Source organism: Fodinibacter luteus, from assembly GCF_039541575.1.
GTDB classification, from domain to species: domain Bacteria; phylum Actinomycetota; class Actinomycetes; order Actinomycetales; family Dermatophilaceae; genus Fodinibacter; species Fodinibacter luteus.
In genome coordinates this window covers 86,716-111,566 of record NZ_BAABGM010000024.1, presented here as the reverse complement: position 1 = coordinate 111,566, position 24,851 = coordinate 86,716, and the positions used below count along the sequence as shown (strand labels likewise).

General features: G+C 74.8%; 25 protein-coding genes. 17 read left to right on the top strand and 8 right to left on the bottom strand.

Features of this window, described 5'->3' with window-relative positions:
* Positions 1-61 precede the first annotated feature (61 nt).
* The 8 genes from ABD899_RS16710 (at position 62) to ABD899_RS16675 (ending at position 7,374) form a co-directional block, all read left to right on the top strand.
* On the top strand, positions 62-799 hold the full coding sequence (locus ABD899_RS16710) for an LOG family protein (RefSeq protein ID WP_345208180.1): 738 nt from the start codon (positions 62-64) through the stop codon (positions 797-799).
* A 31-nt stretch (positions 800-830) separates the two neighbouring features.
* Entirely contained in the window at positions 831-1,220 is a 390-nt protein-coding gene (locus ABD899_RS16705; RefSeq protein ID WP_345208071.1) for a DivIVA domain-containing protein, read from the top strand.
* A 4-nt stretch (positions 1,221-1,224) separates the two neighbouring features.
* A complete protein-coding gene (locus tag ABD899_RS16700) occupies positions 1,225-1,698 on the top strand; it encodes an SRPBCC family protein (RefSeq protein WP_345208069.1) in 474 nt (157 codons plus the stop codon).
* Positions 1,695-3,791 (top strand): glycosyl transferase, encoded by a 2,097-nt coding sequence (locus ABD899_RS16695; protein WP_345208067.1) that lies wholly within the window; start codon positions 1,695-1,697, stop codon positions 3,789-3,791. Before ABD899_RS16700 ends, ABD899_RS16695 begins: the two co-directional genes overlap by 4 nt.
* Positions 3,778-5,076, top strand: coding sequence for a hypothetical protein (locus tag ABD899_RS16690; RefSeq protein ID WP_345208065.1), 1,299 nt, complete (start codon positions 3,778-3,780; stop codon positions 5,074-5,076). Before ABD899_RS16695 ends, ABD899_RS16690 begins: the two co-directional genes overlap by 14 nt.
* Positions 5,077-5,211: 135 nt before the next feature.
* Complete coding sequence (locus ABD899_RS16685; RefSeq protein ID WP_345208063.1) at positions 5,212-5,385, top strand: DUF3117 domain-containing protein; 174 nt, start codon at positions 5,212-5,214, stop codon at positions 5,383-5,385.
* Positions 5,386-5,488: 103 nt separating this feature from the next.
* Positions 5,489-7,021, top strand: a complete 1,533-nt coding sequence (locus ABD899_RS16680; protein WP_345208061.1) for a leucyl aminopeptidase family protein — start codon at positions 5,489-5,491, stop codon at positions 7,019-7,021.
* A complete protein-coding gene (locus ABD899_RS16675; RefSeq protein ID WP_345208059.1) occupies positions 7,018-7,374 on the top strand; it encodes a hypothetical protein in 357 nt (118 codons plus the stop codon). Before ABD899_RS16680 ends, ABD899_RS16675 begins: the two co-directional genes overlap by 4 nt.
* 3 nt (positions 7,375-7,377) lie before the next feature.
* On the opposite strand, the gene ABD899_RS16670 is transcribed toward ABD899_RS16675, so the two are convergent.
* The gene (locus tag ABD899_RS16670; protein WP_345208057.1) at positions 7,378-8,013 is read right to left on the bottom strand and encodes an O-methyltransferase; all 636 of its coding nucleotides are present in this window, start codon (positions 8,011-8,013) and stop codon (positions 7,378-7,380) included.
* Between the two features lie 146 nt (positions 8,014-8,159).
* Here ABD899_RS16670 and sigE point away from each other — a divergent pair, with 146 nt between their 5' ends.
* The 4 genes from sigE to ABD899_RS16650 are packed head-to-tail and all read left to right on the top strand — an operon-like array spanning position 8,160 to position 11,284.
* Positions 8,160-8,786, top strand: a complete 627-nt coding sequence (gene sigE, locus ABD899_RS16665; protein ID WP_345208055.1) for an RNA polymerase sigma factor SigE — start codon at positions 8,160-8,162, stop codon at positions 8,784-8,786.
* Positions 8,783-9,343, top strand: a complete 561-nt coding sequence (locus ABD899_RS16660; protein WP_345208053.1) for an anti-sigma factor — start codon at positions 8,783-8,785, stop codon at positions 9,341-9,343. The genes sigE and ABD899_RS16660 overlap by 4 nt, the downstream gene beginning before the upstream one ends.
* Complete coding sequence (locus ABD899_RS16655; protein ID WP_345208051.1) at positions 9,340-10,755, top strand: trypsin-like peptidase domain-containing protein; 1,416 nt, start codon at positions 9,340-9,342, stop codon at positions 10,753-10,755. Before ABD899_RS16660 ends, ABD899_RS16655 begins: the two co-directional genes overlap by 4 nt.
* A 40-nt stretch (positions 10,756-10,795) precedes the next feature.
* Complete coding sequence (locus ABD899_RS16650; protein ID WP_345208049.1) at positions 10,796-11,284, top strand: twin-arginine translocase TatA/TatE family subunit; 489 nt, start codon at positions 10,796-10,798, stop codon at positions 11,282-11,284.
* Positions 11,285-11,309: 25 nt separating this feature from the next.
* Here ABD899_RS16650 and ABD899_RS16645 read toward each other — a convergent pair whose 3' ends face one another.
* The 4 genes from ABD899_RS16645 to ABD899_RS16630 are packed head-to-tail and all read right to left on the bottom strand — an operon-like array spanning position 11,310 to position 14,949.
* Positions 11,310-12,443 carry an Mrp/NBP35 family ATP-binding protein gene (locus ABD899_RS16645; protein ID WP_345208047.1) on the bottom strand — a complete coding sequence of 378 codons (1,134 nt, stop codon included), beginning with the start codon at positions 12,441-12,443 and terminating at the stop codon, positions 11,310-11,312.
* A 9-nt stretch (positions 12,444-12,452) separates the two neighbouring features.
* On the bottom strand, positions 12,453-13,022 hold the full coding sequence (locus ABD899_RS16640) for a DUF1003 domain-containing protein (protein WP_425474987.1): 570 nt from the start codon (positions 13,020-13,022) through the stop codon (positions 12,453-12,455).
* On the bottom strand, positions 13,015-14,310 hold the full coding sequence (locus tag ABD899_RS16635) for a magnesium transporter MgtE N-terminal domain-containing protein (RefSeq protein WP_345208045.1): 1,296 nt from the start codon (positions 14,308-14,310) through the stop codon (positions 13,015-13,017). Before ABD899_RS16635 ends, ABD899_RS16640 begins: the two co-directional genes overlap by 8 nt.
* A gap of 9 nt (positions 14,311-14,319) precedes the next feature.
* Positions 14,320-14,949 carry a hypothetical protein gene (locus ABD899_RS16630; RefSeq protein WP_345208043.1) on the bottom strand — a complete coding sequence of 210 codons (630 nt, stop codon included), beginning with the start codon at positions 14,947-14,949 and terminating at the stop codon, positions 14,320-14,322.
* A gap of 84 nt (positions 14,950-15,033) precedes the next feature.
* Between ABD899_RS16630 and ABD899_RS16625 the strand changes: the two genes are divergently transcribed.
* The 4 genes from ABD899_RS16625 (at position 15,034) to ABD899_RS16610 (ending at position 19,935) form a co-directional block, all read left to right on the top strand.
* Positions 15,034-16,116 carry an HpcH/HpaI aldolase/citrate lyase family protein gene (locus ABD899_RS16625; protein ID WP_345208041.1) on the top strand — a complete coding sequence of 361 codons (1,083 nt, stop codon included), beginning with the start codon at positions 15,034-15,036 and terminating at the stop codon, positions 16,114-16,116.
* Positions 16,113-16,985 (top strand): HpcH/HpaI aldolase/citrate lyase family protein, encoded by an 873-nt coding sequence (locus tag ABD899_RS16620; RefSeq protein ID WP_345208040.1) that lies wholly within the window; start codon positions 16,113-16,115, stop codon positions 16,983-16,985. The genes ABD899_RS16625 and ABD899_RS16620 overlap by 4 nt, the downstream gene beginning before the upstream one ends.
* Before the next feature lie 103 nt (positions 16,986-17,088).
* Positions 17,089-17,976, top strand: a complete 888-nt coding sequence (locus ABD899_RS16615) for a L,D-transpeptidase family protein (RefSeq protein ID WP_345208038.1) — start codon at positions 17,089-17,091, stop codon at positions 17,974-17,976.
* 147 nt (positions 17,977-18,123) lie between these two features.
* Positions 18,124-19,935, top strand: coding sequence for a substrate-binding domain-containing protein (locus ABD899_RS16610; protein ID WP_345208036.1), 1,812 nt, complete (start codon positions 18,124-18,126; stop codon positions 19,933-19,935).
* 25 nt (positions 19,936-19,960) lie between these two features.
* Here the strand turns inward: ABD899_RS16610 and ABD899_RS16605 are convergent, their stop codons facing one another.
* From ABD899_RS16605 to ABD899_RS16595, 3 genes are all read right to left on the bottom strand, one after another.
* The gene (locus tag ABD899_RS16605) at positions 19,961-21,001 is read right to left on the bottom strand and encodes a Gfo/Idh/MocA family protein (RefSeq protein ID WP_345208034.1); all 1,041 of its coding nucleotides are present in this window, start codon (positions 20,999-21,001) and stop codon (positions 19,961-19,963) included.
* A gap of 29 nt (positions 21,002-21,030) precedes the next feature.
* Positions 21,031-21,885 carry a serine protein kinase RIO gene (locus ABD899_RS16600; protein ID WP_345208032.1) on the bottom strand — a complete coding sequence of 285 codons (855 nt, stop codon included), beginning with the start codon at positions 21,883-21,885 and terminating at the stop codon, positions 21,031-21,033.
* A gap of 195 nt (positions 21,886-22,080) precedes the next feature.
* Positions 22,081-23,478 carry a cytochrome P450 gene (locus ABD899_RS16595; protein WP_345208030.1) on the bottom strand — a complete coding sequence of 466 codons (1,398 nt, stop codon included), beginning with the start codon at positions 23,476-23,478 and terminating at the stop codon, positions 22,081-22,083.
* Positions 23,479-23,653: 175 nt separating this feature from the next.
* On the opposite strand from ABD899_RS16595, the gene ABD899_RS16590 reads away from it, so the two are divergent.
* Positions 23,654-24,850 (top strand): acyl-CoA dehydrogenase family protein, encoded by a 1,197-nt coding sequence (locus tag ABD899_RS16590; RefSeq protein ID WP_345208028.1) that lies wholly within the window; start codon positions 23,654-23,656, stop codon positions 24,848-24,850.
* The last annotated feature ends 1 nt before the right edge of the window (position 24,851 follow it).

Sequence of the window (24,851 nt, the reverse complement as noted above, 5' to 3'; positions counted from 1 at the left end):
CGACCCCACCCCGACTCCCTCGTGGGTCGCCGACCGCGACTACCACCAGGGACCGGTCGTCATGCGGCGCTCCCGGGTGCCACGGTCGACGACCGACCAGCGCCTGCTCGACAGCCGCGGGTCCGCGGACTGGCTGCACACCGACCCGTGGCGGGTCATGCGGATCCAGTCCGAGTTCGTCACCGGGTTCGGCGCGCTCGCCGAGGTCGGCCCCGCGGTCAGCGTCTTCGGCTCGGCGCGCACGCACCCGAGCGACCCCCTCTACGAGCTGGCCCGCCGGGTGGGCACCGCCCTGTGCGAGGCGGGGTACGCGGTCATCACCGGTGGGGGACCGGGTGCCATGGAGGCCGCCAACCGCGGGGCGCTCGAGGCCGGGGGGACCTCGGTCGGTCTCGGCATCGAGCTGCCGTTCGAGGCCGGGCTCAACGAGTTCGTCGACCTCGGCGTCAACTTCCGCTACTTCTTCGCCCGCAAGACGATGTTCGTCAAGTACGCGCAGGGGTTCATCGTCCTGCCCGGGGGGTTCGGCACGCTCGACGAGCTCTTCGAGGCCGTGACCCTCGTGCAGACCGAGAAGGTGACGAGCTTTCCCATCGTCCTGCTCGGGTCGGGGTACTGGAGCGGTCTGCTCGACTGGCTGCGCGGCACGGCGGCCGCGGCGGGCACGATCAGCACCCGCGACCTCGACCTGCTCACCCTCACCGACGACGTCGACGAGGCGGTGGCCGCCATCGTCGCGGCCGACACCTCGGCCGGGCCCACCCCTGACCAGCCCGAGGGTGCGACGTACCCCGAGTAGGCCCACGGCACGCCGCCGTAGGATCGGCGGCGTGGTCCCCGACGTCGTCCTCGTGCTCGCCGCCGTCGCGCTCGTCGCTGCCGTGCTCGGCGTCGCGAGCGGGCGGCTGCCCGCCGACCCGCTCGTCGAGCCGGTGCGCTCGACACCCGACACGGGCCTGCCCGAGGTGCCCGCGGCGGCCGACGTGGATGCCGTGCGCTTCGACACCGCGCTGCGCGGCTACCGGATGGCGGACGTCGACGCCCGCCTCGAGGAGCTGCGCGAGGAGCTCGCCGAGCGCGAGCGGGCGCTCGCCACGCTGTGCGGGGACGCGGGCGGCCGGCATCCGGTCGGTGTCGCCGACGACCCGGGCCACCCGCCTGCCGGCGACGGACGCCGACCCGCCGACCCGGCGGATCCCTACGACCCCCGGGGCGGCTGACGCCATGGCCTTCACCGTGAGCCGACGCACCGCCCTCGCGCCGGACGTCGTCTGGGCGGCGCTGAGCGACCTCGCCGAGCACACGCGGCACGTCCCGCTCACCGACGTCGAGGTCCCCGCGGCCGGCCTCGTCCTCGGCAGCGAGGTCGTGGCGTGGACCCGGCTCGGGCCGCTCGCCGTGGCCGACCGCATGCTCGTCACCGCGCTCGAGCCGGGCCACCGGCTGCGGCTCGTCAAGACCGGCCGCCTGCTGCGCGGCTGGGCCGACATCACCCTCGACGCCGACGCCGACGCGAGCGGGGGGTCCCGCGTCACGTGGACCGAGGAGCTGTGGCTCCCCGGCCTGCGCCGCCTCACCCGCCCGGTCGGCGACCGGCTCGGGGTCATCCTGTTCACCGGGCTCGTCGACGGACTGCTCGCCCGCGCGGCTGCGGCCGCCCGGGGCCCTGCCCCGGCGCCCGACGGGGCGGCGCCGTGACCTGGGCCGTGGCGCTCGCGGTGCTGGCCGGGGGCGTGCTCGTCGCCGTGGCGTGGCTGCTCGCCCGGCCCCGCCCGGTCGGGGGCTTCTGGGAGGACCCGGAGCCCGGGGGCGTGCCGCGTCCCGGCGACGGGTTCGCGAGCCAGCTCCGCGGCTACCGGATGGACCAGGTCGACACGGTCGTCGACGTCCTCGAGGCCCGGCTCGCCGAGCACGACCGCGACATCGCCCGGCGGCGCGGCGACCCCCGGGGCGCCCCCGCTGCAGGGGCCGCCCCGGTCGGCCCACCCCCCGCGGAGGAGCCACCGCCCCCCCGACCGGGTCCGGCAGCCCTCCACGAGGAGGTTCGGGCTGCCGGACGACCCGTGCCGCTGCGCCGGTCCGACCTCCTCGCACCGGCCACCTACCTCCTCCTCGCCACCTGGCTGCTCTCCGGGCTCATCGCTGACCTGCGCACCGGCTACCTCTCCCAGGGGGTCCAGGACCAGCAGGCCTTCGAGTGGTACTTCGGGGCGACCGCGCACAACCTCGTGACCCTCGCCAACCCGCTCTTCAGCGACCTCCAGAACTTCCCGGCCGGCGTCAACCTCATGGCGAACGCCTCGATGCTCGGTCTCGGGGTGCCGCTCGCCCCGCTCACCCTGATGGCGGGCCCCTCGGCGACCTTCCTCGTCGTCGAGCTGCTCGGCCTCGCCCTCACGGCGTCGGCCTGGTTCTGGCTGTTCCGCCGACGCCTGGCCGTGCACCCGCTGCTCGCCGCCCTCGGCGCCGGTCTCGCCGGCTTCGCCCCCGGGATGGTCGCGCACGCGAACGGGCACCCCAACTTCGTCGCGCAGGCGCTCGTGCCCGTGATGGTCGACCGGGTCGTGCGGATCGCCGAGGGCCGCCGCCCGGTGCGCGACGGTGTCGCCCTCGGCCTGCTCGCCGCCTGGCAGGTGTTCATCGGCGAGGAGGTGCTCCTCCTCACGGCCATCGGGGTGGGCCTCGGGGGTGCGGTGCTGCTCGCCCATGGCCTGGGAGACCCGCGGGCGCTCGCCCGCGGCGTGGCCACGGGGGCCGGCGTCTGCCTGGCCGTCGTGGCCGTCCCCCTGTGGTGGCAGTTCGCCGGGCCGCAGAGCTACACCGCGCTCTGGCACCCGCCGGCGGGCAACGACCTCGCCCAGCTCTGGGGGCGGGCGACCCGCAGCCTCGGAGCCGACCCGTGGCAGGCCGCGGCCCTGTCGATGAACCGCACCGAGGAGAACTCCTTCTTCGGCGTCCCGCTCCTCGTCGCCGCCCTGTCCGTCGTCGTCGTCCTCTGGCGGCGACCCCTCGTCCGCGCCCTCGGCGTCGTCGTCGTCGTCTCGCTGTGGCTGTCCCTCGGGGAGGAGGTCGTGCTGCACGGCCGCGCCACCGGCATACCGGGTCCGTGGGCCCTGCTCGAGCAGCTGCCGGTCGTCGAGAACGTCCTCCCGACGCGCCTGGCCCTCGTCGCGGTGCCCGCACTCGGTGCGCTCCTCGCGCTCGGGCTCGAGGAGGTGCGCCGCGCCGCCGGCCAGTATGCCGCGCACGAGGCGGCGGGTCTCGGCGTCGCCGCCCTGGCCGCCGCCCTCGTGCTCCTGCCGGTCGTCCCCACGCCCCTCGTCGTCGAGCCGCGCGCGGCGGTGCCGACGTTCTTCAGCGACGGGTCGTGGCGCGAGTGGGTCGACGACGGGGGGTCGGTCCTCGCCGCACCCGCGCCCTGGGTCGGCGACGCGCGGGCGCTCGAGTGGCAGGCGCAGGCCAGGTGGGGCTTCCCGCTCGTCGCGGGCTACTTCGTCGGGCCCGGCACGACGGCAGAGCGACGGGGCCAGTACGGCGCGACCCCGACCGCGCTGACCCAGTGGATGGCCGAGGTCGTCGAGTCGGGGGCCGTCGCCACCGCGGACGAGGCCCAGCGGCGGCAGTTCGGTCGCGACCTCGACGCGGGTCGGGTCGACGCCATCGTGCTCCCCGACTCGCACCCGGCGGCCCCCGCGCTGCTCGCGTCGCTCACGGGGGTGTTCGGGGCGCCGGTGGGCACCGGCGGGGTGCACGTCTGGGACGTCCGGAGCCTGACCGATGACGCTCGCTGACACCTCGGCGCCCGCGGCGCCCGAGCGCCCGAGCCCCTTCACGTCCGCCGGCCGGCACGCCCTCGGGGCCCGGGCGCTCGCGCACCCGCTCCGCACGATCGTCGTCGTCTACCTCGTCTCGCGGGTCGTCTCGCTCGTCGCCCTGTGGGTGGCCGCCACGTGGTTCCAGAACCCGGCGGGCGTCGGGCACGCCTCCCCGGGGCTCGGTGACATGTTCGGGCTGTGGGACGGCGTCTGGTACGAGCGGGTCGTCCGCGACGGCTACCCCGTGCCCCTGCCCGTCGACGCCGACAGCGGTGCCGTGACCTACAGCGCGTGGGCCTTCTACCCGCTCTACCCGTACCTCGTGAAGGCCGTCATGGTGACCGGCCTGCCGTTCACGGCGGCCGGCGGGCTGCTCAACGTCGTCCTCGGCGGGGTGGCCGCGGTGCTCATCTGGATGCTCCTGCGCTCCGGCGTGCACGCCGACCGGCAGCCGCAGCGCGAGCGGCTCGCCCTCGTCGCGGCGTGCCTGTGGTGCTTCTACCCGACGACCGCGGTCATGCTCAAGCCCTACACCGAGGCCCTCGCCACCGTCCTCGTCGTCGGGGCGCTGCTCCTGCTCGTGCGGCGCCACTACGTCCTCGTCGCGCTCGTCTCGGTGCCGCTCGGCTTCACCCGGGGCGTCGCCCCGGCGCTCGGCGCCGCCGCCCTCATCCACCTCGCGGTCCGGTGGCGCGAGGACCGGGCCGCCGGCATCCGCCCCCTCCACGGGCAGCGGCTCAGCGCCTTCGTCATGCTCGCCGGCCTCGCCGTGAGCGGCATCGCCTGGCCGGTCGTCGCGGGACTCGCCACCGGGGTGCCGACGGCGTTCTTCGACGTGCAGGCGGCGTGGGGACAGCGCCCGGGCGAGGGGCCGTTCGTCCTGTGGCTCGAGTGGGCCTGGCACGGCAAGGGTGCGGCCGGCGTCGTCGTGCTCGTCGCCCTCGTCGCGACCTACGTCGCGCTCGTGCTCGGGCGCCACGGCCGGTGGATCTGCATCGAGGCGCGGGCGTGGGCCCTGGCCTACCCGCTCTACCTCTTCGCCGTCGTCCGCCCCATCACGAGCATGTGGCGCTTCCTCCTCCTCGACTTCCCGCTCGCCGCGCTCGTCACGTCGGTGGCGATGCGCACCGCGAACGGACAGGGCGTCGTCCCCCACTGGAGGCGACGGGTCGCGGTCGTGCTCGTCGTCGTCGTCGCCGGGCTGCTCTGGTGGACGTGTGCGCTGCTCGTCTACACCCCGTGGGGCTCGTTCCCCCCGTGAGGGCCGCGCCGGGGCGGGGGGTGGATTTCGTTCCGTCGCACGGCTACGGGATAATGGACCACCATTGCCGACGCCCCGGCGTCGGACACCACGCGGCGCGCACTCCGCAGCCGCGGCGAGGAAGGGATTTCAGCCATGGCGGCAATGAAGCCGAGGACGGGCGACGGCCCGCTCGAGGTCACCAAGGAAGGCCGCGGCATCGTGCTGCGCATGCCCCTCGAGGGCGGGGGCCGGCTCGTCGTCGAGATGACTCCCGACGAGGTGCGCGCTCTCGGCGCCGCGATCGACAACTGCGAAGGCCTGAAGTGACCTCCTCCTGAGCCTCCACGACGGGGCCCCCACCGACACCGGTGGGGGCCCCGTCGTGTTCCCGGGCGCCGAGGCGCGAGGTGCGGTCGGTAGGGTCGGGCGGGTGCCGCGCGACGACGTCATCCTCACCCCCAGCACCTCGGCCTGGAGCGTCTGCGCCGACCTCGACGCGGCGCTCTTCGCACCGCAGGCCGGTGACGCCGCCGACGGGGCCGCGGTGGTGGCCGTCGTCGGCGACCCGGCCGGGCCCGGCGACGCCGCAGCCCGCGCCACCCTCGACGCCCTCGGACTCGACGCCGAGGAGGTCCTCGCCACGCACGAGCCGGGGACGACGGCCGGCGCCCTCACGACCGTCCCGCTGGCCCCGGGCCGGTTCGCCGTGCGCCGGGTCGTGCTCGTCGGCGTGGCCGACGGCACCGAGGGGCAGTGGCGGACGGCAGCGGCGGCGGTGGGCCGCGCGACCCGGGGTCGTCGCCGTGTCGTCCACGCGGTCGGCGGGTCGGCCACACCCGAGGCGCTCACGGCCTACGTCGAGGCGGCCGTGCTCGCCTCGTGGGGTTCGCCGCGCTGGACGAGCGAGGGGGCCACTGTCGTCACGCACCCCGCGGGCGAGGCGGTCGTCACGGGCACGACCGACGCCGCCGCGGTCCGCCGTGCGGTCGCGCGAGCCCGTGCGCAGCTGCTCGCCCGGGGCCTCGCGATGACGCCGTCGAACACGAAGAACCCGGCCTGGCTGGCCCGGCAGGCCCGGACCGTGGCCCGTCGCACCGGCCTGGCCGTCGACGTCTGGGACGAGCGGCGGCTCGCCAGGGACGGCTTCGGCGGGCTCCTCGCCGTCGGCCGCGGCTCGGCGACACCCCCGCGCCTCGTGCGACTCGACCACGTGCCCACCGGGGCGGGGGACCGGACGCCTCGCGTCGTGCTCGTCGGGAAGGGCATCACGTTCGACACCGGCGGCCTGCAGGTCAAACCGGTCGACGGCATGGTCGGGATGAAGACCGACATGTCAGGCGCCGCCGTCGTGCTCGCCGTGCTCAGCGCCTGCCGCGAGCTCGAGGTGTCCGTGCGCGTCACCGGGCTGCTCGCGCTCGCCGAGAACGCCGTCGGCGGGGCCTCCTACCGACCGGGCGACGTCGTGACCCACTACGGAGGGCGCACGGTGGAGATCCGCAACACCGATGCGGAGGGTCGCATCGTGCTGGCCGACGCCCTCGCGTGGGCGGATGCCCACCTCGACCCGGCCTGGCTCGTCGACGTCGCGACCCTGACCGGAGCGGCCCGGGTGGCCCTCGGCCGCGCGGTCGCACCCGTCTTCGCCACCGACCCGGCCCTCTCGGACGCCCTCGTCGCCGCGGGCGCGACGACTGGTGAGACGCTGTGGCCGATGCCCCTCGCCGACACCTACCGTCGAGCCCTCGACTCCGACGTCGCCGACCTCACCCACATCGCCGACGGGGTGGGTGCAGGGGCCGCCACCGCGGCCCTGTTCCTCCGCGAGTTCGTGGGGGAGCGCCGTTGGGCGCACCTCGACGTCGCGGGCACCGGACGTTCGGACGTCGACGCCGGGACCTCCGCCAAGGGGGCGACCGGGTTCGGGACACGACTGCTGCTGCGGTGGCTGGAGGAGATGGGATGAACGCCGGGTACGGGCTGACGGTGCGCTGGTCGCTGGAGAACGCTCCGGCCGATGCCGCGGACCGGCTGCGCGAGTACGTCGTCGGGACGTCGATCGCGCGGTTCATATTCCTCGACGGGCTCGCCTTCAAGGTGTGGCGGATGCGCGCGGGGGAGTGGTTCGAGGGCACCTACGTCTTCGACAGCGAACAGGACCGCACGCTCTTTCGTGAGGGCTTCGAGCCGGGTGCCGCCCAGGCGCCGGGCAGCGCGATCATCGGCTCGCCCCCCGTGCGCGTCGAGGAGTGGGAGGTCGTCGCCATCGCCGAGGGGCCGGCCGGGTTCCGGCGCGGCGCCGGCCCGGACGTCAGCTGAGGGTCAGCGCCGCACCGCGACGAGGAGCCCGTCGCTGACCGGCAGCAGGGCGGTGAGGAGCGACTCGTCGTCACGCAGCGTCTTGCCGAGGTCGCGCAGCGTGCTCGTCGTCGCGTCGCGCGCTGCCGGGTCGGCGACCTGGTCGTGCCAGAGCATGTTGTCCATGACGAGCACACCGCCGGGGCGCAGCAGCCGCACGGCGTGCTCGACGTACGTCGGGTAGCCGGTCTTGTCGGCGTCGACGAGCACGAGGTCGTAGGCCCCGTCGGCCATCCGCGGCAGCACGTCGCCCGCGGCACCGGTGATGACCCGGGTGCGCTGGTGCGCGTAGCCGGCGGCCGAGTAGGCCTCGCGCGCCGCGCGCTGGTGCTCGGCCGAGGAGTCGATCGTCGTGAGGACACCGTCGTCGGGCATGCCGGCGAGCAGCCACAGACCCGACGTGCCTGCCCCGGTGCCGATCTCGACGACGTGCCGGGCCTGCACGGCGGCGGCGACGAAGCGCAGCACCGCCCCGGCGCCGGTCCCCACCGGGGTGGCGTCCCCGAGCTCGAGCCCGCGCCGCCGGGCCGCCTCGACGACCTCGGGCTCCGGCACGAACTCCTCGGCGTAGGTCCAGCTGGCCGGCTTGAGGGTGCTCATGCGCCAACCCTAGGGCCCGGGGCCGGGCGGGTCGCGCCGATGGCCCGCCGTGACGTTCCCAGCGTTCGTTCAGGGAGACCGGGAACAATTCAGGACCCAGACGCGTACCGATGGGTGACACGAGCCACCCGGTGAGGGATGAACCGATGACGACGACGTATGCCGCGCAGCCCGGTGAGGCGCCGCCGGCTGCCGGTTGGGTGCCCCCGACGTGGGAGGAGGTCGTCGAGCAGCACTCCGCGCGGGTCTACCGGCTGGCGTACCGCCTCACGGGCAACGTGCACGACGCCGAGGACCTCACCCAGGACGTCTTCGTCCGGGTCTTCCGCTCGCTGCACACCTACCAGCCGGGCACCTTCGAGGGCTGGCTGCACCGGATCACGACGAACGTCTTCCTCGACAAGATGCGTCGCAAGCAGCGGATCCGCTTCGACGCGCTCTCCGACGAGTCCGCCGCACGGCTCCCGAGCCGGGGCCCGGGCCCGGAGCAGACCTACCACGACGCCCACTTCGACGACGACGTCCAGCGCGCCCTCGACGCCCTCTCACCCGACTTCCGGGCCGCCGTCGTGCTCTGCGACATCGAGGGCCTGTCGTACGAGGAGGTCGCGGCGACCCTCGGCATCAAGCTCGGCACCGTGCGGTCGCGCATCCACCGCGGCCGCGCCCAGCTGCGCGAGTCGCTCGCGCACCGGGCCCCGCAGCCGTCGACGACCCCCGCCAAGCCCCAGCGTGGCCGCCTCGTGCGCCGCCCCGCGGCCGGGACCGTGTGAACGACGCCATGCGGGTGCGCTGCCTCGGTGACGAGCTGACGGAGTACGCCGCCGGCCGCCTCCCGCTGGACCGGCAGTGGGCCTGGGACCGTCACCTCGTGGCCTGCCGGGTCTGCTGCCAGGCGGTCGAGGAGGAGCGGCGGCTGCGTGCGGCGCTCGCCGGGTCCCCGTCGATGCCGGGCGATCTGCGCTCCTCGCTGCTCGCCCTCGGCAGCTCGATGGCCGCCGAGGCGCCGGCCCGCCCGGCCGCCGACCGGCATCCGGACCCGCTGCGCCTCCTCGCGCCCTCGGCCCCGGCCTGCCACCGCAGCCCGCTGCGGGCCACGGTCGTCGCAGCGGCGGCCGCCGGCGTGTCGGCGGCGGCCGCGTGGAGCCTCACCGTGGTCCCCGCCCCCGGCGGGGCCCGGCCCGCCCTCGCCACGACGGCCACCCCGGTCGCCTCGCCCGCCGCCGCCCCCTCGCGCACGACGTCCACGACGCCGGCCGTCTCACCGGTGGGGCTGTCGCAGACCGTGGTCCTCACCCGGCTGGGCCAGCAGGCACAATCGACCCCATGACGAGCGAGCACGAGCCGGGGCGCGACGACTGGCGTCCGTGGGACCGGCCGGATGCCGTGCCCGAGCGGCCCGACGCCGCCGCCGGGGGAGAGCAGCCCGCCGACGGACCCCCGCGACCGGAGCCGGTCTGGGTGGGTCACGGGGCTGAGCCGACCCAGGAGGTGCCCCAGGCCCCGGCGTGGGTGTCCGCGTCGCCGGCGCCGCCGCCGGTGCAGCCGGTGCCGCCGGTGCCGGTGTCGTCACCGCCCACCCTCGGTGCGCCCGCCTACCCCGCGTACCCGCCGCTCACGACGTCGACGGCGCAGCGTCCGGCCCGCCGCGGGCCCGGGTGGGGTGCGCTCCTCGGCGTCTCGCTCGCGGTCGCACTCGTCGCCGGTGTGGTCGGCGGGCTGCTCGGCGGGGCGCTCACCGGCCGCGGAGCCCCGGACGGCACCGCTGGCCCCGCCCCGAGTGCCGGCCCGGCAGCCACGACGCGTCCTGCGGGATCGGTGGCGAACATCGCCGCGCGCGCGACGCCGAGCGTCGTCACGCTGCGCGTGGACGGGGCCGACGGCAGCGGCACGGGGTCCGGCTGGGTCTACGACGGCAACGGCCACGTCGTCACGAACAACCACGTCGTCGCGAGCGCGGCCGAGGGCGGTGAGATCACCGTCGTCCTCGCCAACGGGCAGCAGGTCGACGGCGAGATCGTCGGTCGGGACGCCTCGTACGACCTCGCGGTCGTCAAGGTCGACCGCGCCGACCTCGAGCCGCTCCCCCTCGGGCGGTCCGCCGACGTCGTCGTCGGCGACCAGGTCATCGCGGTCGGCGCGCCGCTCGGCCTCGACTCCACGGTCACGTCGGGCATCGTGAGCGCCCTCGACCGGCCCGTGACCCCCGGCGCCGCCGACGACCAGGCCTTCATCAACGCCATCCAGACCGATGCGGCGATCAACCCGGGCAACTCGGGGGGCCCGCTGCTCGACATGCAGGGCCGGGTCATCGGGGTCAACTCCGCCATCGCGCGCGCGCCGGGCTCCGAGCTGAGCGGGCAGAGCGGCAACATCGGCGTCGGCTTCGCCATCCCGAGCGACCAGGTGGCCACGACCGTCGAGCAGCTCATCGCGACCGGCCGCGCCGTCCACCCGATCATCGGCGTGTACCTCGACTCCCAGTACGAGGGGGAGGGCGTGCGCATCGCCGACGAGGGGCCCCAGGGCCAGCCGGCCGTCAACCCGGACGGCCCCGCGGCCGAGGCCGGTCTGCAGGCGGGTGACGTCGTCATCGCCTTCGAGGGCCGACCGGTCTCCGAGGACGGCGAGCTCGTCGTGCTCATCCGTGCCCGCACCGTCGGCGAGAAGGTGACCCTGACCATCCGTCGCGGCGGTACCGAGCGGGATGTCACGATGGTCCTCGAGGGCTCGGCGAACTGACGGCCCGCACGGGTCCGGTCGAGGAGAGGATGGTGGCGCGGTGTTCGGCGTGAACGGCTGGGAGATCGTGCTGCTCGCGCTCATCGCCGTGTTCATCCTCGGGCCCGACCGGCTGCCGGACTACGCGGCCAAGCTCGCGCGCGGCATCCGCAAGGCGCGGGTCATGGCCGAGGGGGCCAAGGGCCAGCTCAAGGAGCAGCTCGGCCCGGAGTACGAGGACATCAACTGGCGCCAGTACGACCCGCGGCAGTACGACCCGCGCCGGATCGTGCGCGAGGCCCTCCTCGACCCGCTCGACGACGCCGTGTCGCCGGTGCGCGACGAGATCGGCTCCGTGCGCGAGGTGGGCCGCCGCTCGGGCGGCGCGCCGGGCGCCGGGGTGGCCGCCGGCACCGTCGCGGGGGCCGCGGGGGCGGCGGGTGTCTCAGGCACCGACCGTCCGGTCCCTGCGACCTACGTCTCCAGGGCGCGCAGCGCGAAGGAGTACGACCCGACGCGGCCGACGCCGTACGACATCGACGCGACCTGACCCGGGCCCGTCGGGCCGGGCCCGGTCAGCGGCCGGCGGGGGTGAGCCCGAGCGAGCGGCCCGCGAGGCCGCGCGAGCGGGTCGCGAGCCCCTTGGCGATGCCGCGCAGCGCCACGGCGGCGGCGCTGTCGGGCTCGCCGAGCACGACGGGGGTGCCCTGGTCGGCACCGATCCGCAGGCTCGGGTCGAGCGGGATCTGCCCGAGGAGCGCGACCTCGGAACCGATGGCCCGGGTCAGCGACTCGGCGACGTCGCGACCTCCGCCCGAGCCGAACACCTCCTGGCGCGTCCCGTCGGGCAGCTCGAGCCAGCTCATGTTCTCGATGACGCCCGCGACCCGCTGGTGGGTCTGCAGGGCGATCGCCCCGGCCCGTTCGGCGACCTCGGCGGCGGCCTGCTGCGGGGTGGTGACGACGAGGATCTCCGCGCTCGGCACGAGCTGCGCGACCGAGATCGCGATGTCGCCCGTGCCCGGGGGCAGGTCGAGGAGGAGGACGTCGAGGTCGCCCCAGAAGACGTCGGCGAGGAACTGCTGGAGAGCCCGGTGCAGCATCGGCCCGCGCCACACGACCGGCTGGTTGCCCGGCACGAACATGCCGATCGAGATGACCTTCACGTCGTGGCTGACCGGCGGCAGGATCATGTCGTCGACCTGCGTCGGGCGCCCCTCGACGCCGAGCATGCGGGGGATGGAGAACCCGTAGACGTCGGCGTCGACGACGCCGACGCGCAGCCCCTGCTGGGCGAGGGAGGCCGCGAGGTTGGCGGTGACCGACGACTTGCCGACACCGCCCTTGCCGGACGCCACGGCGTAGACGCGGGTGAGCGACCCCGCCCGGGCGAACGGGATCTCCCGCTCGGCGACGCCGCCGCGCAGCATCGTGCGCAGCTCGGCGCGCTGCTCGTCGCTCATGACCCCGAGGGTCACGGTGACGCCGGTGACCCCCTCGACCCGCTCGAGCGCCGCGGTGGTGTCGCGGGTCAGGGTGTCCTTGAGGGGGCAGGCGGCCACGGTGAGCAGGATCGTGACGGCGACGTGACCGGCATCGTCGGCGGTGACGGCCTCGACCATGCCGAGCTCGGTGACGGGCTTGCGGATCTCGGGGTCGATGACGGTCTCGAGCGCAGCGTGCAGGGCGTCGGGGCTGACCTGGGGCATGGGGCCAGTCTAGGTCGGGGTGCCGGGCGTCCCGTCCACGGTGGGGGCGCCGGCGTCCCCGGCGCGCTCGAGGTCCTCCCGGCGCACGAGCACGAGGCCGCGCTCCTCGAGCTCCTCGAGCAGGTCGCGCAGCTCGCCCCGCACGAAGTCGCGGGTCGCCTGGTCGCGCAGGGCCAGCCGCAGCGCCGCGACCTCCCGCGTGAGGTACTCCGTGTCGGCGAGGTTGCGCTCGTCGCGGGAGCGGTCCTGCTCGAGGGCGACCCGGTCACGGTCGGCCTGGCGGTTCTGCGCGAGGAGGATGAGCGGCGCGGCGTACGAGGCCTGCAGGCTGAGCATGAGGGTGAGGAAGATGAACGCGTAGGGGTCGAAGCGCAGCCGCTCGGGGGCCAGGGTGTTCCACACCAGCCACAGTGCGACGAACACCGTCATCGCGATGAGGAAGTACGGCGTGCCCATGAACCGGGCGAACTTCTCGGAGGCGACGCCGAAGGTCTCCTGGGTCAGCACCGTCGGGGTGCTCCAGCGGCGACCTCCCTCGCGGGGCTGGTCGATGCGGGGCCGGCGCTCTCGCTCAGCCACGGCCCACCCCCTCCGCGCTCACGACGTCGTGGCGGTCCTCGCGCCAGTCGTCGGGAAGGATGTGGTCGAGCACGTCGTCGACGGTGACGGCGCCGAGCAGGTGCCCCTCCTCGTCGACGACGGGGATGCCGACGAGGTCGTAGGTCGCGAGCAGCCGGGTGACCTGCCCGAGGGATGCCGTGGGGAGCACGGGGTCGACGTCCTTGTCGAGGATGCCGCCGATGGGGGCGTGCGGGGGCTCGCGGAGCAGGCGCTGGATGTGGACCATGCCGAGGTAGCGGCCCGTCGGCGTCTCGAGCGGCGGCCGGCAGACGAACACGGTGCAGGCGAGCGCGGTCGAGAGCTCCTGCCGGCGCACGACGGCCAGCGCCTCGGCGATCGACGCCTCCGGGCCGAGGATGACCGGCTCGGTCGTCATGAGCCCACCGGCGGTGTTCTCGTCGTAGGTGAGGAGGCGTCGCAGGTCGGCGGCCTCGTCGGGCTCCATCTTCTGGAGCAGCTCCTCCTGGCGCTCCTTGGGGAGCTCGGCGAGCAGGTCGGCCGCGTCGTCGGGCTCCATCGCCTCGAGGACGTCGGCAGCCCGGTCGACCCGGAGCCCGGCGAGGATCTCGACCTGGTCGTCCTCGGGGAGCTCCTCGATGACGTCGGCGAGCCGCTCGTCGTCGAGGGCCGCCGCGACCTCGGCGCGCCGCTGGGGGGTGAGGTCGTGGATGACCTCGGCGAGGTCGGCCGGCTTGAGGTCCTCGTAGGCCGCGATGAGCCGGGCGGCGCTCTGGGCGCCCGGCGCGTCGCGCAGCCCGCGGACGTCCTCGATGCCGACGAGGAGGGTCTCGCCCCGGCGGCGGCCGAGCCGGCCGAGGCCGCTGCGCGGCGTGCCGGTGCGCACGAAGGCCCGGGCCACGCTCCAGCCGCGTGAGCCGTGCTGCTCGATCCCGATGTCCTCGACGGTGGCGTCGACGACGGTGCCCTCGTCGGTGCGCACCGTGACCGGCCGCTCGAAGAGCTCGGCGACGACGAGGGTCTCGTTGCCGCGCTGCTCGAAGCGCCGCATGTTCACCAGGCCGGTCGTGATGACCTGGCCGCCCTCGACGGACGTGACGCGGGTCATCGGCACGAACACCCGCCGACGTCCGGGCACCTCGACGACGAGGCCGATGACGCGCGGGCGGCTGCTCGTGGCGCTGAAGGTGACGACGACGTCGCGAACCCGGCCGACCTGGTCACCGAGGGGGTCGAAGACGTTGAGCTCGGTCAGGCGGCCGACGAAGGCGCGGGTCGGCGTGCTCACCCGGACAGGCTATCGGGGCACGTCACCTCGACCCGGCGCACCGCGCCGCGGGTCGGAGTTGCGCCGGGCGCCCGCCCGGCCGTGCCAGTGCCACGGCCGCCAGCGCGCGGTCGTGCCCGTGGCCGGGCGGACCGGGGTGGCTCCCGAGGAGTCGTCGTAGGCCCCCGGTCCCTCGACGAGCCGGCCGTGCGGCGTGATGACGTGGATGGTGCACGACCGGCGCCAGCGCTCGGCGACGTCGCCGACGGCGTTGAGCCGTTCGGGGCGCAGCACCTCCACCGCGGCGTCCCACCCGTCGTCCTCGGGGGTGATCTCACGGGCCGTCGCGTGGACGGTGAGCAGCCGCCCCCCGGTGTCCTTGCTGCGCAGGACGAGCTCGACCTCGTCGGGAAGCCAGGGCAGGCTCTGCTCGCCCGGGCCGGAGACGACGTAGGCCGCCGGACCGGTGCCGCGCGCGTCGCCGTCGTCGTGCCACACGTGCCACACGGGGTGCGTGCCGCCGCCGGGGACCCGGACCCACACGAGGCCCGACTTCCCCGCGGCCTCGTGGATGAGGCGGGTGACGTTGACGGGAGGCGCCACGGGCGGCTCGGGGGCGCCGACGGGCGGGAGGGCCTGCGTCGGGGCGTCGTCCGTCACACCGTGAACTCTCTCACAACGGCACCGGCGGGGGCGCTGCTAGCGTCCCCGGCAGACCTGCTCCCGCCGACGAGAGGCCCCCACATGCGCAGCGCCAAGGACTTCTTCACGCCCCTCGCGGTGGGGGCCCCGACCCCGCTGCGGGAGGTGCCCGCCCGGCCCAGCCGGATGATCCACTTCTTCGACCCGAGCAACCCGAAGATGGCCTCCAAGGTGCCCCAGCTCGTCGGCTCGGTCGACGTCCTCCTCGGCAACCTCGAGGACGCCGTCAAGGCCGAGAACAAGGAGGCCGCCCGCGCCGGCCTCGTCGAGATCGCCCGCTCCACCGACGTCGGGGAGCACACCCAGCTGTGGACCCGGGTCAACTCGCTCGACTCACCCTGGGTGCTCGACGACCTCACGACCCTCGTCACCGAGGTCGGCGACCGGCTCGACGTCGTCATGGTGCCCAAGGTGCAGGGCCCCGAGGACATCCACTACGTCGACCGGCTCCTCGCCCAGCTCGAGGCCCGCGCCGGCCTGACCCGCCCGATCCTCGTCCACGCGATCCTCGAGACCGCCCGTGGCGTGGCGAACGTCGAGGCGATCGCCGGTGCCAGCCCGCGCATGCAGGGCATCAGCCTCGGTCCGGCCGACCTGGCCGCCGACCGCCGGATGAAGACGACCCGGGTCGGGGGAGGGCACCCCGGCTACCTCGTGCGCCAGGACCCGGTCGCCGGCGACATCTCCGGGGAGCGCGCGACCTACCAGCAGGACCTGTGGCACTACACGATCGCCCGCATGGTCGACGCCTGCGCCATGCACGGGATCTTCCCGTACTACGGCCCCTTCGGGGACATCGCCGACGTCGTCGCGTGCGAGGACCAGTTCCGCAACGCCTTCCTCCTCGGCTGCGTCGGCACGTGGACGCTCCACCCCGCGCAGATCACCATCGCCAAGAGGGTCTTCAGCCCGAGCGCCGAGGACGTCGCGCACGCGCGACGGGTCAGGGCGGCCATGGGCGACGGCACGGGGGCGGTGATGCTCGACGGCAAGATGGAGGACGACGCGAGCCTCAAGCAGTGCCTCGTCATCCTCGAGCTCGCCGACCGGCTGTCCGCCAACGACCCCGAGCTCGCCGAGCTGTACGCCTCGCCCACCACCGCGGGCGGGGAGGCCGACGCATGAGCGGGGAGACGGCATACCGGCCGCGGCGCTCGGTGCTCTACATGCCGAGCAGCAACGAGCGAGCCCTCGAGAAGGCGAAGGCGCTGCCCGTCGACGGGCTCATCCTCGACCTCGAGGATGCCGTCGCCCCCGACCACAAGGAGGCGGCGCGCGAGAACGCCTGTGCCGCAGCTCGATCGGGCGAGTACGGTCAGCGCGAGGTGACGATCCGGGTCAACGGCGCCGGCACCCGGTGGCACGACGACGACCTCGCGGCCGCGTGCGCGGCGGGCCCGGACGGCATCGTCGTGCCGAAGGTCGACTCGGCCGACGAGGTGCTCGGCCTCGTGGCGGCCATGGAGCGCCACGGGGCCCCGGAGCGCACCCGGCTGTGGGCGATGGTCGAGACCCCGAGGTCGGTGCTCGCGGTCAGCGAGATCGCCTCGGCGTCACCCCGGCTGGCTGTACTCGTCATCGGCACGAACGACCTCGTCAAGGAGCTCGGCGCACGCCACGTGCCGGGGCGGGAACCCCTCGTCACGGCGCTGTCGCTCGCCCTCCTCGCGGCGCGCCGGGCCGGGGTGGCGATCCTCGACGGCGTCTACAACGACGTGCGCGACCTCGAGGGCTTCGAGGCCGAGTGCCGTCAGGGCCGAGACCTCGGCTTCGACGGCAAGACCCTCATCCACCCCGGGCAGGTGGAACCGTGCAACGCGGTCTTCGCTCCATCGACGGAAGAGGTCGCGCAGGCGCGCGGGATCGTCGCCGCGTGGGATGCCGGGGCCGGCACCGGGGTCGTCACCTACGAGGGGCGCATGGTCGAGCACCTCCACGTCGAGATCGCCCGCCAGGTCATCGCCACCGACGAGGCGATCCGCGCCCGCGGCTGACCGGGGGCTCGGCCCGTCGCCGCAACCCGTCGGTCGCAAACCGGCGCGTCGGGTGGCGTCGTCGCGCGTCGTCGCGTGTGCTGGGATGCCGGGAGGAGGCGACATGAGAGGGCACCGGCGCAGCACCGCGGCGACACCGCTCGCCGCGCTGGCCGCGGCCGTCGCTGCCGTCGTGGCGCTGGCGGGGTGTGGCGCGCTCGGCGGCACGTGGACGTCCGGCGGGGCCGGTGCGCCGGTCACACCGACCCCCGCCTCGGCCGACCCGACCCGGTCCGCCACGCCGTTCCCCTCGGCGACGGCCCCTCGTTCGCCGAGCCCCTCGCCGAGCCCCGCATCCCCGCCGTCGGCGGCCCCGAGCAGCCCCACCCCCTCCACCTCGGCGAGCCGCCCTCCCCGCACGACCCTGGTGCGCGGCGACCGCGGGCCGGAGGTCCTCGAGCTGCAGCGGCGGCTCACCGGGCTCGGCTACTGGCTGGGCACGCCGGACGGCTCCTTCGGATCGCTCACCCAGCAGGCCGTGTGGGCCCTGCAGAAGGCGGCCGGCATCCGGCGTGACGGCGTCGTCGGGCCGCGGACCCGCGCGGCGCTCGCCGAGGGGGTGCGTCCGCGCCCGACGCTGTCGGGGGACGGTGTCGAGATCGACCTCGAGCGGCAGCTGCTCCTCGTCGTTCGTGGCGGCTCGGTGCGCACCGTCCTCAACACCTCGACCGGCAACCGCGAGGAGTACACGACGACGTCGGGAACCCGCGCGATCGCGGTCACGCCGCGCGGCAGCTTCACCGTCTACCGCGCCGTCGACGGCCCGGTGACCAACTCGCTCGGGCAGCTGTGGAGGCCGCGCTTCTTCCACCGCGGCTACGCCGTGCACGGCTCGCCGAACATCCCGCCCTGGCCGGCATCCCACGGCTGCGCCCGCCTGAGCAACGCCGCGATGAACATGATCTGGGCCACGGACCTCATGCCGGTCGGCAGCCGCGTCCTCGTCCGCTGAGTGGCCTCCACCCGCGTACCTGTGCGGTTCGCCAGGGCTCGCGACACGCCGCCGGGGCCCTCGCGCAGGAGACTCTCCGGCGGTACCTTTCGAGAAATCCCACACATTCCCATTGTCCCGGGGTGACTCGTCCGTCACACTCGCCCCATGACGGCTGGATCTTCCGTGCCCGCCAGCGACGGCGCGCGACCTGAGCGACCCCCCCAGGGTCGGCACCGGCACGCTGCACCCCGGCGCTTCCGCACGCCCTGGGTGGTCGTCGCCGTCCTCGCCGTCGTGGCGGTCGGAGCGGGCATCGGCCTCGCCGCCAGCCGCGACGGCGCCGAGGCCGCCGGTGGTGGGTGCTCCGGTGACGCGCCGCTGCGGATCAGCGCGTCGGCACCGGTCGCCGCGGTCCTGGCGGACCACGCCGACGACTTCGACGAGTGGGTCGAGGGACGCGCCGGGATGCCGTGCACGACGACCGAGGTCACGACCGCGTCGCCGCAGGAGTTCTCCGCAGCGGTCGGCCGGGCCCTCGACGGCGACACCGAGTCGGCCCCGACGACGTGGGTGCCCGACTCCTCGCTGTGGCGCTCGGTCCTGGCGCGCGACCCCCGGGTCGCCGACGTCCTGCCGCGCACCTACCCGGTCGTCGCGGCGAGCCCGGTCGTCTTCGCGGCGCCGCGACCGATGGCCGAGGCCCTCGGCTGGCCCGAGAGGCAACCGTCGTGGGGTGAGCTGAGCGCCCTCGCCGCCGACCCCGCGGGATGGTCCGCCAAGCAGCACCCCGAGTGGGGCCGGATGCGCCTGGAGTGGCCCAACCCGCTCACCTCGACCGCCGGGCTGGGCTCGACCGTGGCGGTCTACCGCGACCTCGCCATCGGCGCCGAGGCCACCGACGAGCTGCGCCGCCGCCTCGTCACCGCGCACAACGCGGTGTCGGGGTCCACGGGCGACCTCGGGGGGGCCCTCGGGGCCCTGCGCGAGTCCGGCGCGACGGCGCCGGAGGCGCTCAAGGACCTCCCGGTCGTGCCGGCGACCGAGCAGGAGGTCGTCGCCTTCAACGCGCGCAAGCCGGCCGTCGAGGTCGCGGCGATCTACCCGACCGAGGGCTGGGTCGTCAGTGAGGTGCCGGTCCTCGGCCTCGAGGGCGACTGGGTCACGCCCGAGCAGCGCCAGGCGTCCGAGGCCTTCGCCGACTACGTCGTGCGCGGCGACGCGCAGGCGGCGCTGCAGGCGGCGGGGTGGAGGGCCGCCCGGCTCGACTCGGGGGTCACCGCCGACGCGGGGGTCGTCGCCACCCAACCCCGGTACACCCCGGCCCAGCCGAGCCAGGACGTGCTCGCCCGGACGCTGCAGAACTGGACGGCCCTGGACCGCCGCGGCTCGCTCCTCGTCGTGCTCGACACCTCCGGCTCGATGAAGGAGGAGGTCGGGACGACCGGCAAGAGCCGGCTCGACGTCGCCAAGGAGTCCATCCTCGCCTCGCTCCCCTTCTTCGCCGACGAGGCGTCCGTCGGGCTGTGGACCTTCTCGCGCTCGGAGCGGGGTTCGGACCACGTGCAGGTCGTTCCGCTCGGCCCGCTCAACCGGAAGGTCGGCCAGGGTACGGCGCGAGACAGCATCGCCTCGTCGGTGCCGCGCATCACCGCCGCCAACGACACCGCGCTGTACGAGACGACGCTCGCCGCCGTCGACGCCGTGCGCTCGTCGTGGCAGCCCGGCCCGAACACCGTCGTCCTCATCAGCGACGGCAAGAACGAGGACCCCGGCAGCCCCGATCTCGACACGACCCTCGCGCGGCTCGTCGACGGGGCCGACCCGGCCCGGCCCGTCGAGGTCGTCACGATCGCCCTCGGCTCGGGCGCGGACGCCAAGGCGCTGCGCAACATCTCGCGGGTGACCAAGGGCAAGGCGTACAGCGCCGGGCGGCCCGAGGACCTGCAGTCCGTCTTCCTCACCGCCCTCACCGGCTGATCCTCACCGGCTCACCCGGCCCGCCTCACTCACCCGGGTAGGCGACACCCACCTGTCGGCGTGCCTCGTCGAGCACGCCCATGACCCGCCGGGTGGCGTCCCACGGCATCGACCGGGTCTCCTGGCGGCCCTCGGCGAGCGCCAGGGCCACCTCCGCCGCCTCGTGGCGGAAGCCGTGGCCGGCCGGCGCCGAGCGGTACTCGTCGAGCACCGCACCGTCCGCCGCGACGAGCCGCACCGTGCTCCCCGCGTCGTAGAACCGCCCCGCGACCTCGAGGCGCGCCCGGGTGCCGACGACCCGGGCGGTGCAGGCGGTGGCTCCGGCCATCGTGCACCACAGCCGAGCGAGCTCCCCGGCGGGGCCGCGGGCGTCGATCGTCGTCGTCGCGTCGACCCCGAGGTCGGTGAGCACGCCGCGGGCGCTCACGTCGGCCAGCCCGCCGAGCACGTGGTCGGCGAAGGAGACGGGGTAGACGCCGAGGTCGAGCAGGGCGCCGCCGGCCAGCTCGGGGCGCGCGAGGCGCTCGGGCCCGTCAGGCCACAGCCGCTGCCCGTGCTCGGCCTCGACGACGAGCACCTCGCCGAGCGTGCCCGCCTCGACGGTGCGGCGCACGACGTCGTAGGTCGGCAGGTACCGGCTCCACATCGCCTCCGCGGCGAGCAGCCGCCCCGCGGCGGCGGCCGCGAACACCTCGTCGGCCTCCGCGAGGCTGCGGGTGAACGCCTTCTCGACGAGCACGGCCCGGCCCGCCCCCAGCGCGAGGAGCGCGTGGTCGCGGTGCTCACTGTGCGGGCTCGCGACGTACACGGCATCCACGTCGGGGTCGGCGACGAGGTCGGCGTACGACCCGTGGGTCCGGGTGACCCCGTGCCGCTCGGCGAAGGCCGCCGCTCGCTCGGCCGACCGCGAGCCCACGGCGACGACGCGCGAGCGCGTGCCGTGGGCGACGGCCTCGGCGAAGCGGTGGGCGATGCCGCCGGGTCCGAGCACGCCCCACCGGATCGGCGGGGCCTGCATCGGGTCCGGGACCGTGGGGGCGGCGAGCGCGAGGTGGGCGGACGGCATACGACCGAGCGTATGCCGTGCGCCCCGCCTCAGAACCGGGTCGTCGCCTCCGCGACGAGGTCGCCGACGAGCTCGCCGGCGTCGACCGGCAGCCCCTTGCGGGTGAACCACGTCGCCATCGTCGTCGCGTCGCGCTCGAGGAAGTCGAACCCGCGCGGGTTGCCGATGACGTCGACGACCTGCGGCCAGTCGATGAGCACGAGGCGCTCCTCGTGGAGCAGGACGTTGTACGGCGACAGGTCACCGTGCGCCCAGCCGTGGTGCGCCAGCGTGAGCATCGCCGAGCGCAGCTGCTCGAACAGCTCGGCGAGCAGGTCGGGCCCGGGGCGGGTCGCGACGAGCCGCGGTGCGGCGACCGGCGTCGCGCCCGAGGTGTCGCCGACGAACTCCATGAGCATCTCGCGCTCGTCGAGCTGCACGGGGTAGGGCACCGGGAGGTCGAGCTCCCAGAGCCGGCCGAGGGCGTCGAACTCGGCGGCCGCCCACTGGCCCGCGATGAGCTGCTTGCCGAAGTCCGTGCGCGTGGCCATGGCCCGCATCTCGCGGCTCTTGCGCACGCGACGTCCCTCGAGGTAGCCGGCGTCGCGGTGGAAGAGGCGGTGGTCGCCGTCGCGGTAGCGCTTGGCGGCCATCGTGCTCAGCCGAGCGGTGCCCGGCACCCAGCGGCGCAGGACGTGGACGTCGGCCTCCTTGCCGGTCTTGAGGACGCCGAGGTCGCTCTCGACGGCGCCGAGGTCAGTGACGACCCAGTCGGGCCGGGGCCTCGGGCCGTGGGTCGCGCCGTCCCAGGTGGACCAGCGCTCGCCCTCGGGCGGGGCGTCAGGTGAGGTGTCGACGGAGAAGAGGGCCTGCTTCTCCGGCAGGTGGAACGGCTGGTGTGCCACGGGTGTGCTCCTGGTCGAGGAAGGAAGGGATGGGGTCGGTGAGGACCCGGACGGTCGTCGACATCACGGCCTCCTTCTCTCGTTCCGGTGCACGGGCGGCACGACGGATGCCGTGCGCTCGCCTCCCAGCGTGACGCACCCCCGCCCTCGCGCGCCACCGGTTTACCGGGTCACCCGAGAAACCCCGGGGGTCGGTCAGGGGAGGCGCTCGACGCGGGCGAGCACCGGCTCGGTGGGGAAGAGCGTGATGAGGGCGTCGACGGGCAGGTGGTCGGTGGCGGCGACCGCCGTGACGCGGTGGTCGCGCAGCACCACGGCGAGAGCGAGCAGGGCCTCCATGACCGAGAAGTGCTGGCCGATGCACGCGCGCGGGCCGCCGCCGAACGGCATCCACGCGTAGCGGTGCCGCCGGGCCACCGCCTCGACCTCCGGTGCGAAGCGCGCGGGGTCGAACCGGAGCGGGTCGTCCCAGACGCCGGGGTGGCGGTGGATCGTCCACGGGGCGAGCACGACCGTCGTGCCGGCGCGCACCGGCAGGCCCATGACCTCGTCGTCGGCCACCGCCAGCCGGCTGACGAACGGTGCGGACGGGTAGAGCCGCATGGTCTCCTTGAGCACCGCGGTCGTCAGCGGCATGGATGCCGTCGCCGCGGCCGAGGGCCGCCCGTCGCCGACCGCCTCGCGCACCTCCTCGCGCACGGCGTCCTGCACGTCCGGGTGGCGACCGAGCAGGTGGAGGGCGAAGGTCAGGGCCGTCGAGGTCGTCTCGTGCCCGGCGAGGAGGAACACGAGCACCTGGTCGCGCACCTCGTCGTCGGTGAGGTGCTCGTCGCCGTCACGCGCCGCGAGGAGCCGGGTGAGCAGGTCGGTGCCACCGGTGTCCCCCGCGGCGCGTCGGGCCGCGACGATGCCGTCGCAGGCGCCGAAGAGGTCGGCCCGGGCCGCTCGGCCCCGCAGGATGCGCGGCGTGGGCACCGCGGTCGGGAGGCGCACGACACCCACCCCGCGGCGGACGACGGTGTCGGAGACCACGGGGAAGGACCGGCGCACGTGGGGGACGACGGCGTCGGCGGACTCGCCGAAGAGCGCCCGGACGACGACCCGCAGGGCGAGCTCCTGCATCCAGCGGCCCAGGTCGACGGGGCCGTCGAGCGCCCGCGTGTGGTCCGCGACGACGTGCTCCACCTCGTCGACGACGAGGTCGCCGTACCCGTCGACCGCCGCCCTGGTGAACACCGGCTGGACGAAGCGTTTCTGGCGCGTCCAGGCCTCACCCTCGGCGGTGAGCAGGCCGTGCCCGAGCCAGCGGCCGACCTCCTCGTAGACGGGGTCCTGCTTGGCGAAGGCCCGCCACGAGCTCCCGGACAGCACCCGGGACGCCGCCTCCGGGTGGTGCAGCATCCAGATCTCGCGGTCCAGGCCGGGCGGCCCGAGGACCTGCCGCACGACGTCGCCGTGCGCGCGCCACATGCCCTCCGCGTAGCCGACCATGTTCCGGCGCATCGCGACGACCGGGCGGAACCGTCCCCCGACGACTTGGGGCAGCCCGACGGGCCCCGGGTCGGGGGAGGACGTGCGCGCGAGGCCGGCCATGACCCCATGGTGGCCCGGGCGACGGGCCCCGTCGAGGGGGTGGCTCCGCAGGCAGCCGACGCCCGCCCGCCCGCCGGGGTGGGAGGACTCACACCGGCACACGGTTCATCGGGCGCGGGCCCGGCGGCATACTCGGGAGGCAGACCCACCCCCCAGCCGAAGGCGGCGATGACGCGTGTCCCGACTCCAGACCACGGACGGCCTCACCGAGGAGCAGCACGAGCTCGTCAAGCTCGTGCGGGAGTTCGTCGACGAGCAGATCCTGCCGGTCGCCACCGAGCTCGAGCACCGCGACGAGTACCCGACGGAGATCGTCGAGGGCATGAAGGAGATGGGGATCTTCGGGCTGATGATCCCCGAGGAGTACGGCGGGCTCGGGGAGTCGCTGCTCACCTACGCGCTCGTCGTCGAGGAGATCGCCCGGGGCTGGATGTCGGTGAGCGGCATCATCAACACCCACTTCATCGTCGCCTACATGATCATCCAGCACGGCACCGAGGAGCAGAAGCAGCGCTACCTGCCGCGGATGGCGACCGGCGAGGTGCGCGGGGCGTTCTCGATGTCCGAGCCCGGCATGGGCTCCGACGTCGCCGCCATCCGCTCCAAGGCCGTGCGCGAGGGGGACGAGTGGGTGCTCACCGGGCAGAAGATGTGGCTGACGAACGGCGGGTCGTCCAACCTCGTCGCGGTGCTCGTGCGCACCGACCTCGGCGAGAGCGACAGCCCGTACAAGAACATGACGGCCTTCCTCATCGACAAGGAGTCCGGCTTCGGGGAGACCGCCCAGGGCATCACGGTCCCCGGCAAGATCGAGAAGATGGGCTACAAGGGCGTCGACACGACCGAGCTCGTCATGGAGGGCCACCGCGCGAGCGACGCCCAGGTGCTCGGCGGGGTGCCGGGCAAGGGCTTCTACCAGATGATGGACGGCGTCGAGGTGGGCCGCGTCAACGTCGCCGCCCGCGCCTGCGGCCTGTCCCGGCGGGCCTTCGAGCTCGGCATCGCCTACAGCCAGCAGCGTGAGACGTTCGGCAGGAAGATCGCCGAGCACCAGGGCATCCTGTTCCGGCTGGCCGACATGGCGACCAAGGTCGAGGCGAGCCACCAGATGATGGTCAAGGCCGCGCGGCTCAAGGACGCGGGGCAGCGCAACGACCTCGAGGCCGGCATGGCCAAGTACCTCGCGTCGGAGAACTGCGCCGACGTCGTCGAGCAGAGCTTCCGCATCCACGGTGGCTACGGCTACTCCAAGGAGTACGAGATCGAGCGCCTCTACCGCGAGGCACCGATGCTCCTCATCGGCGAGGGCACTGCGGAGATCCAGAAGATGATCATCGGCCGGCGCCTGCTCGAGGACTACAAGGCCCGCTGAC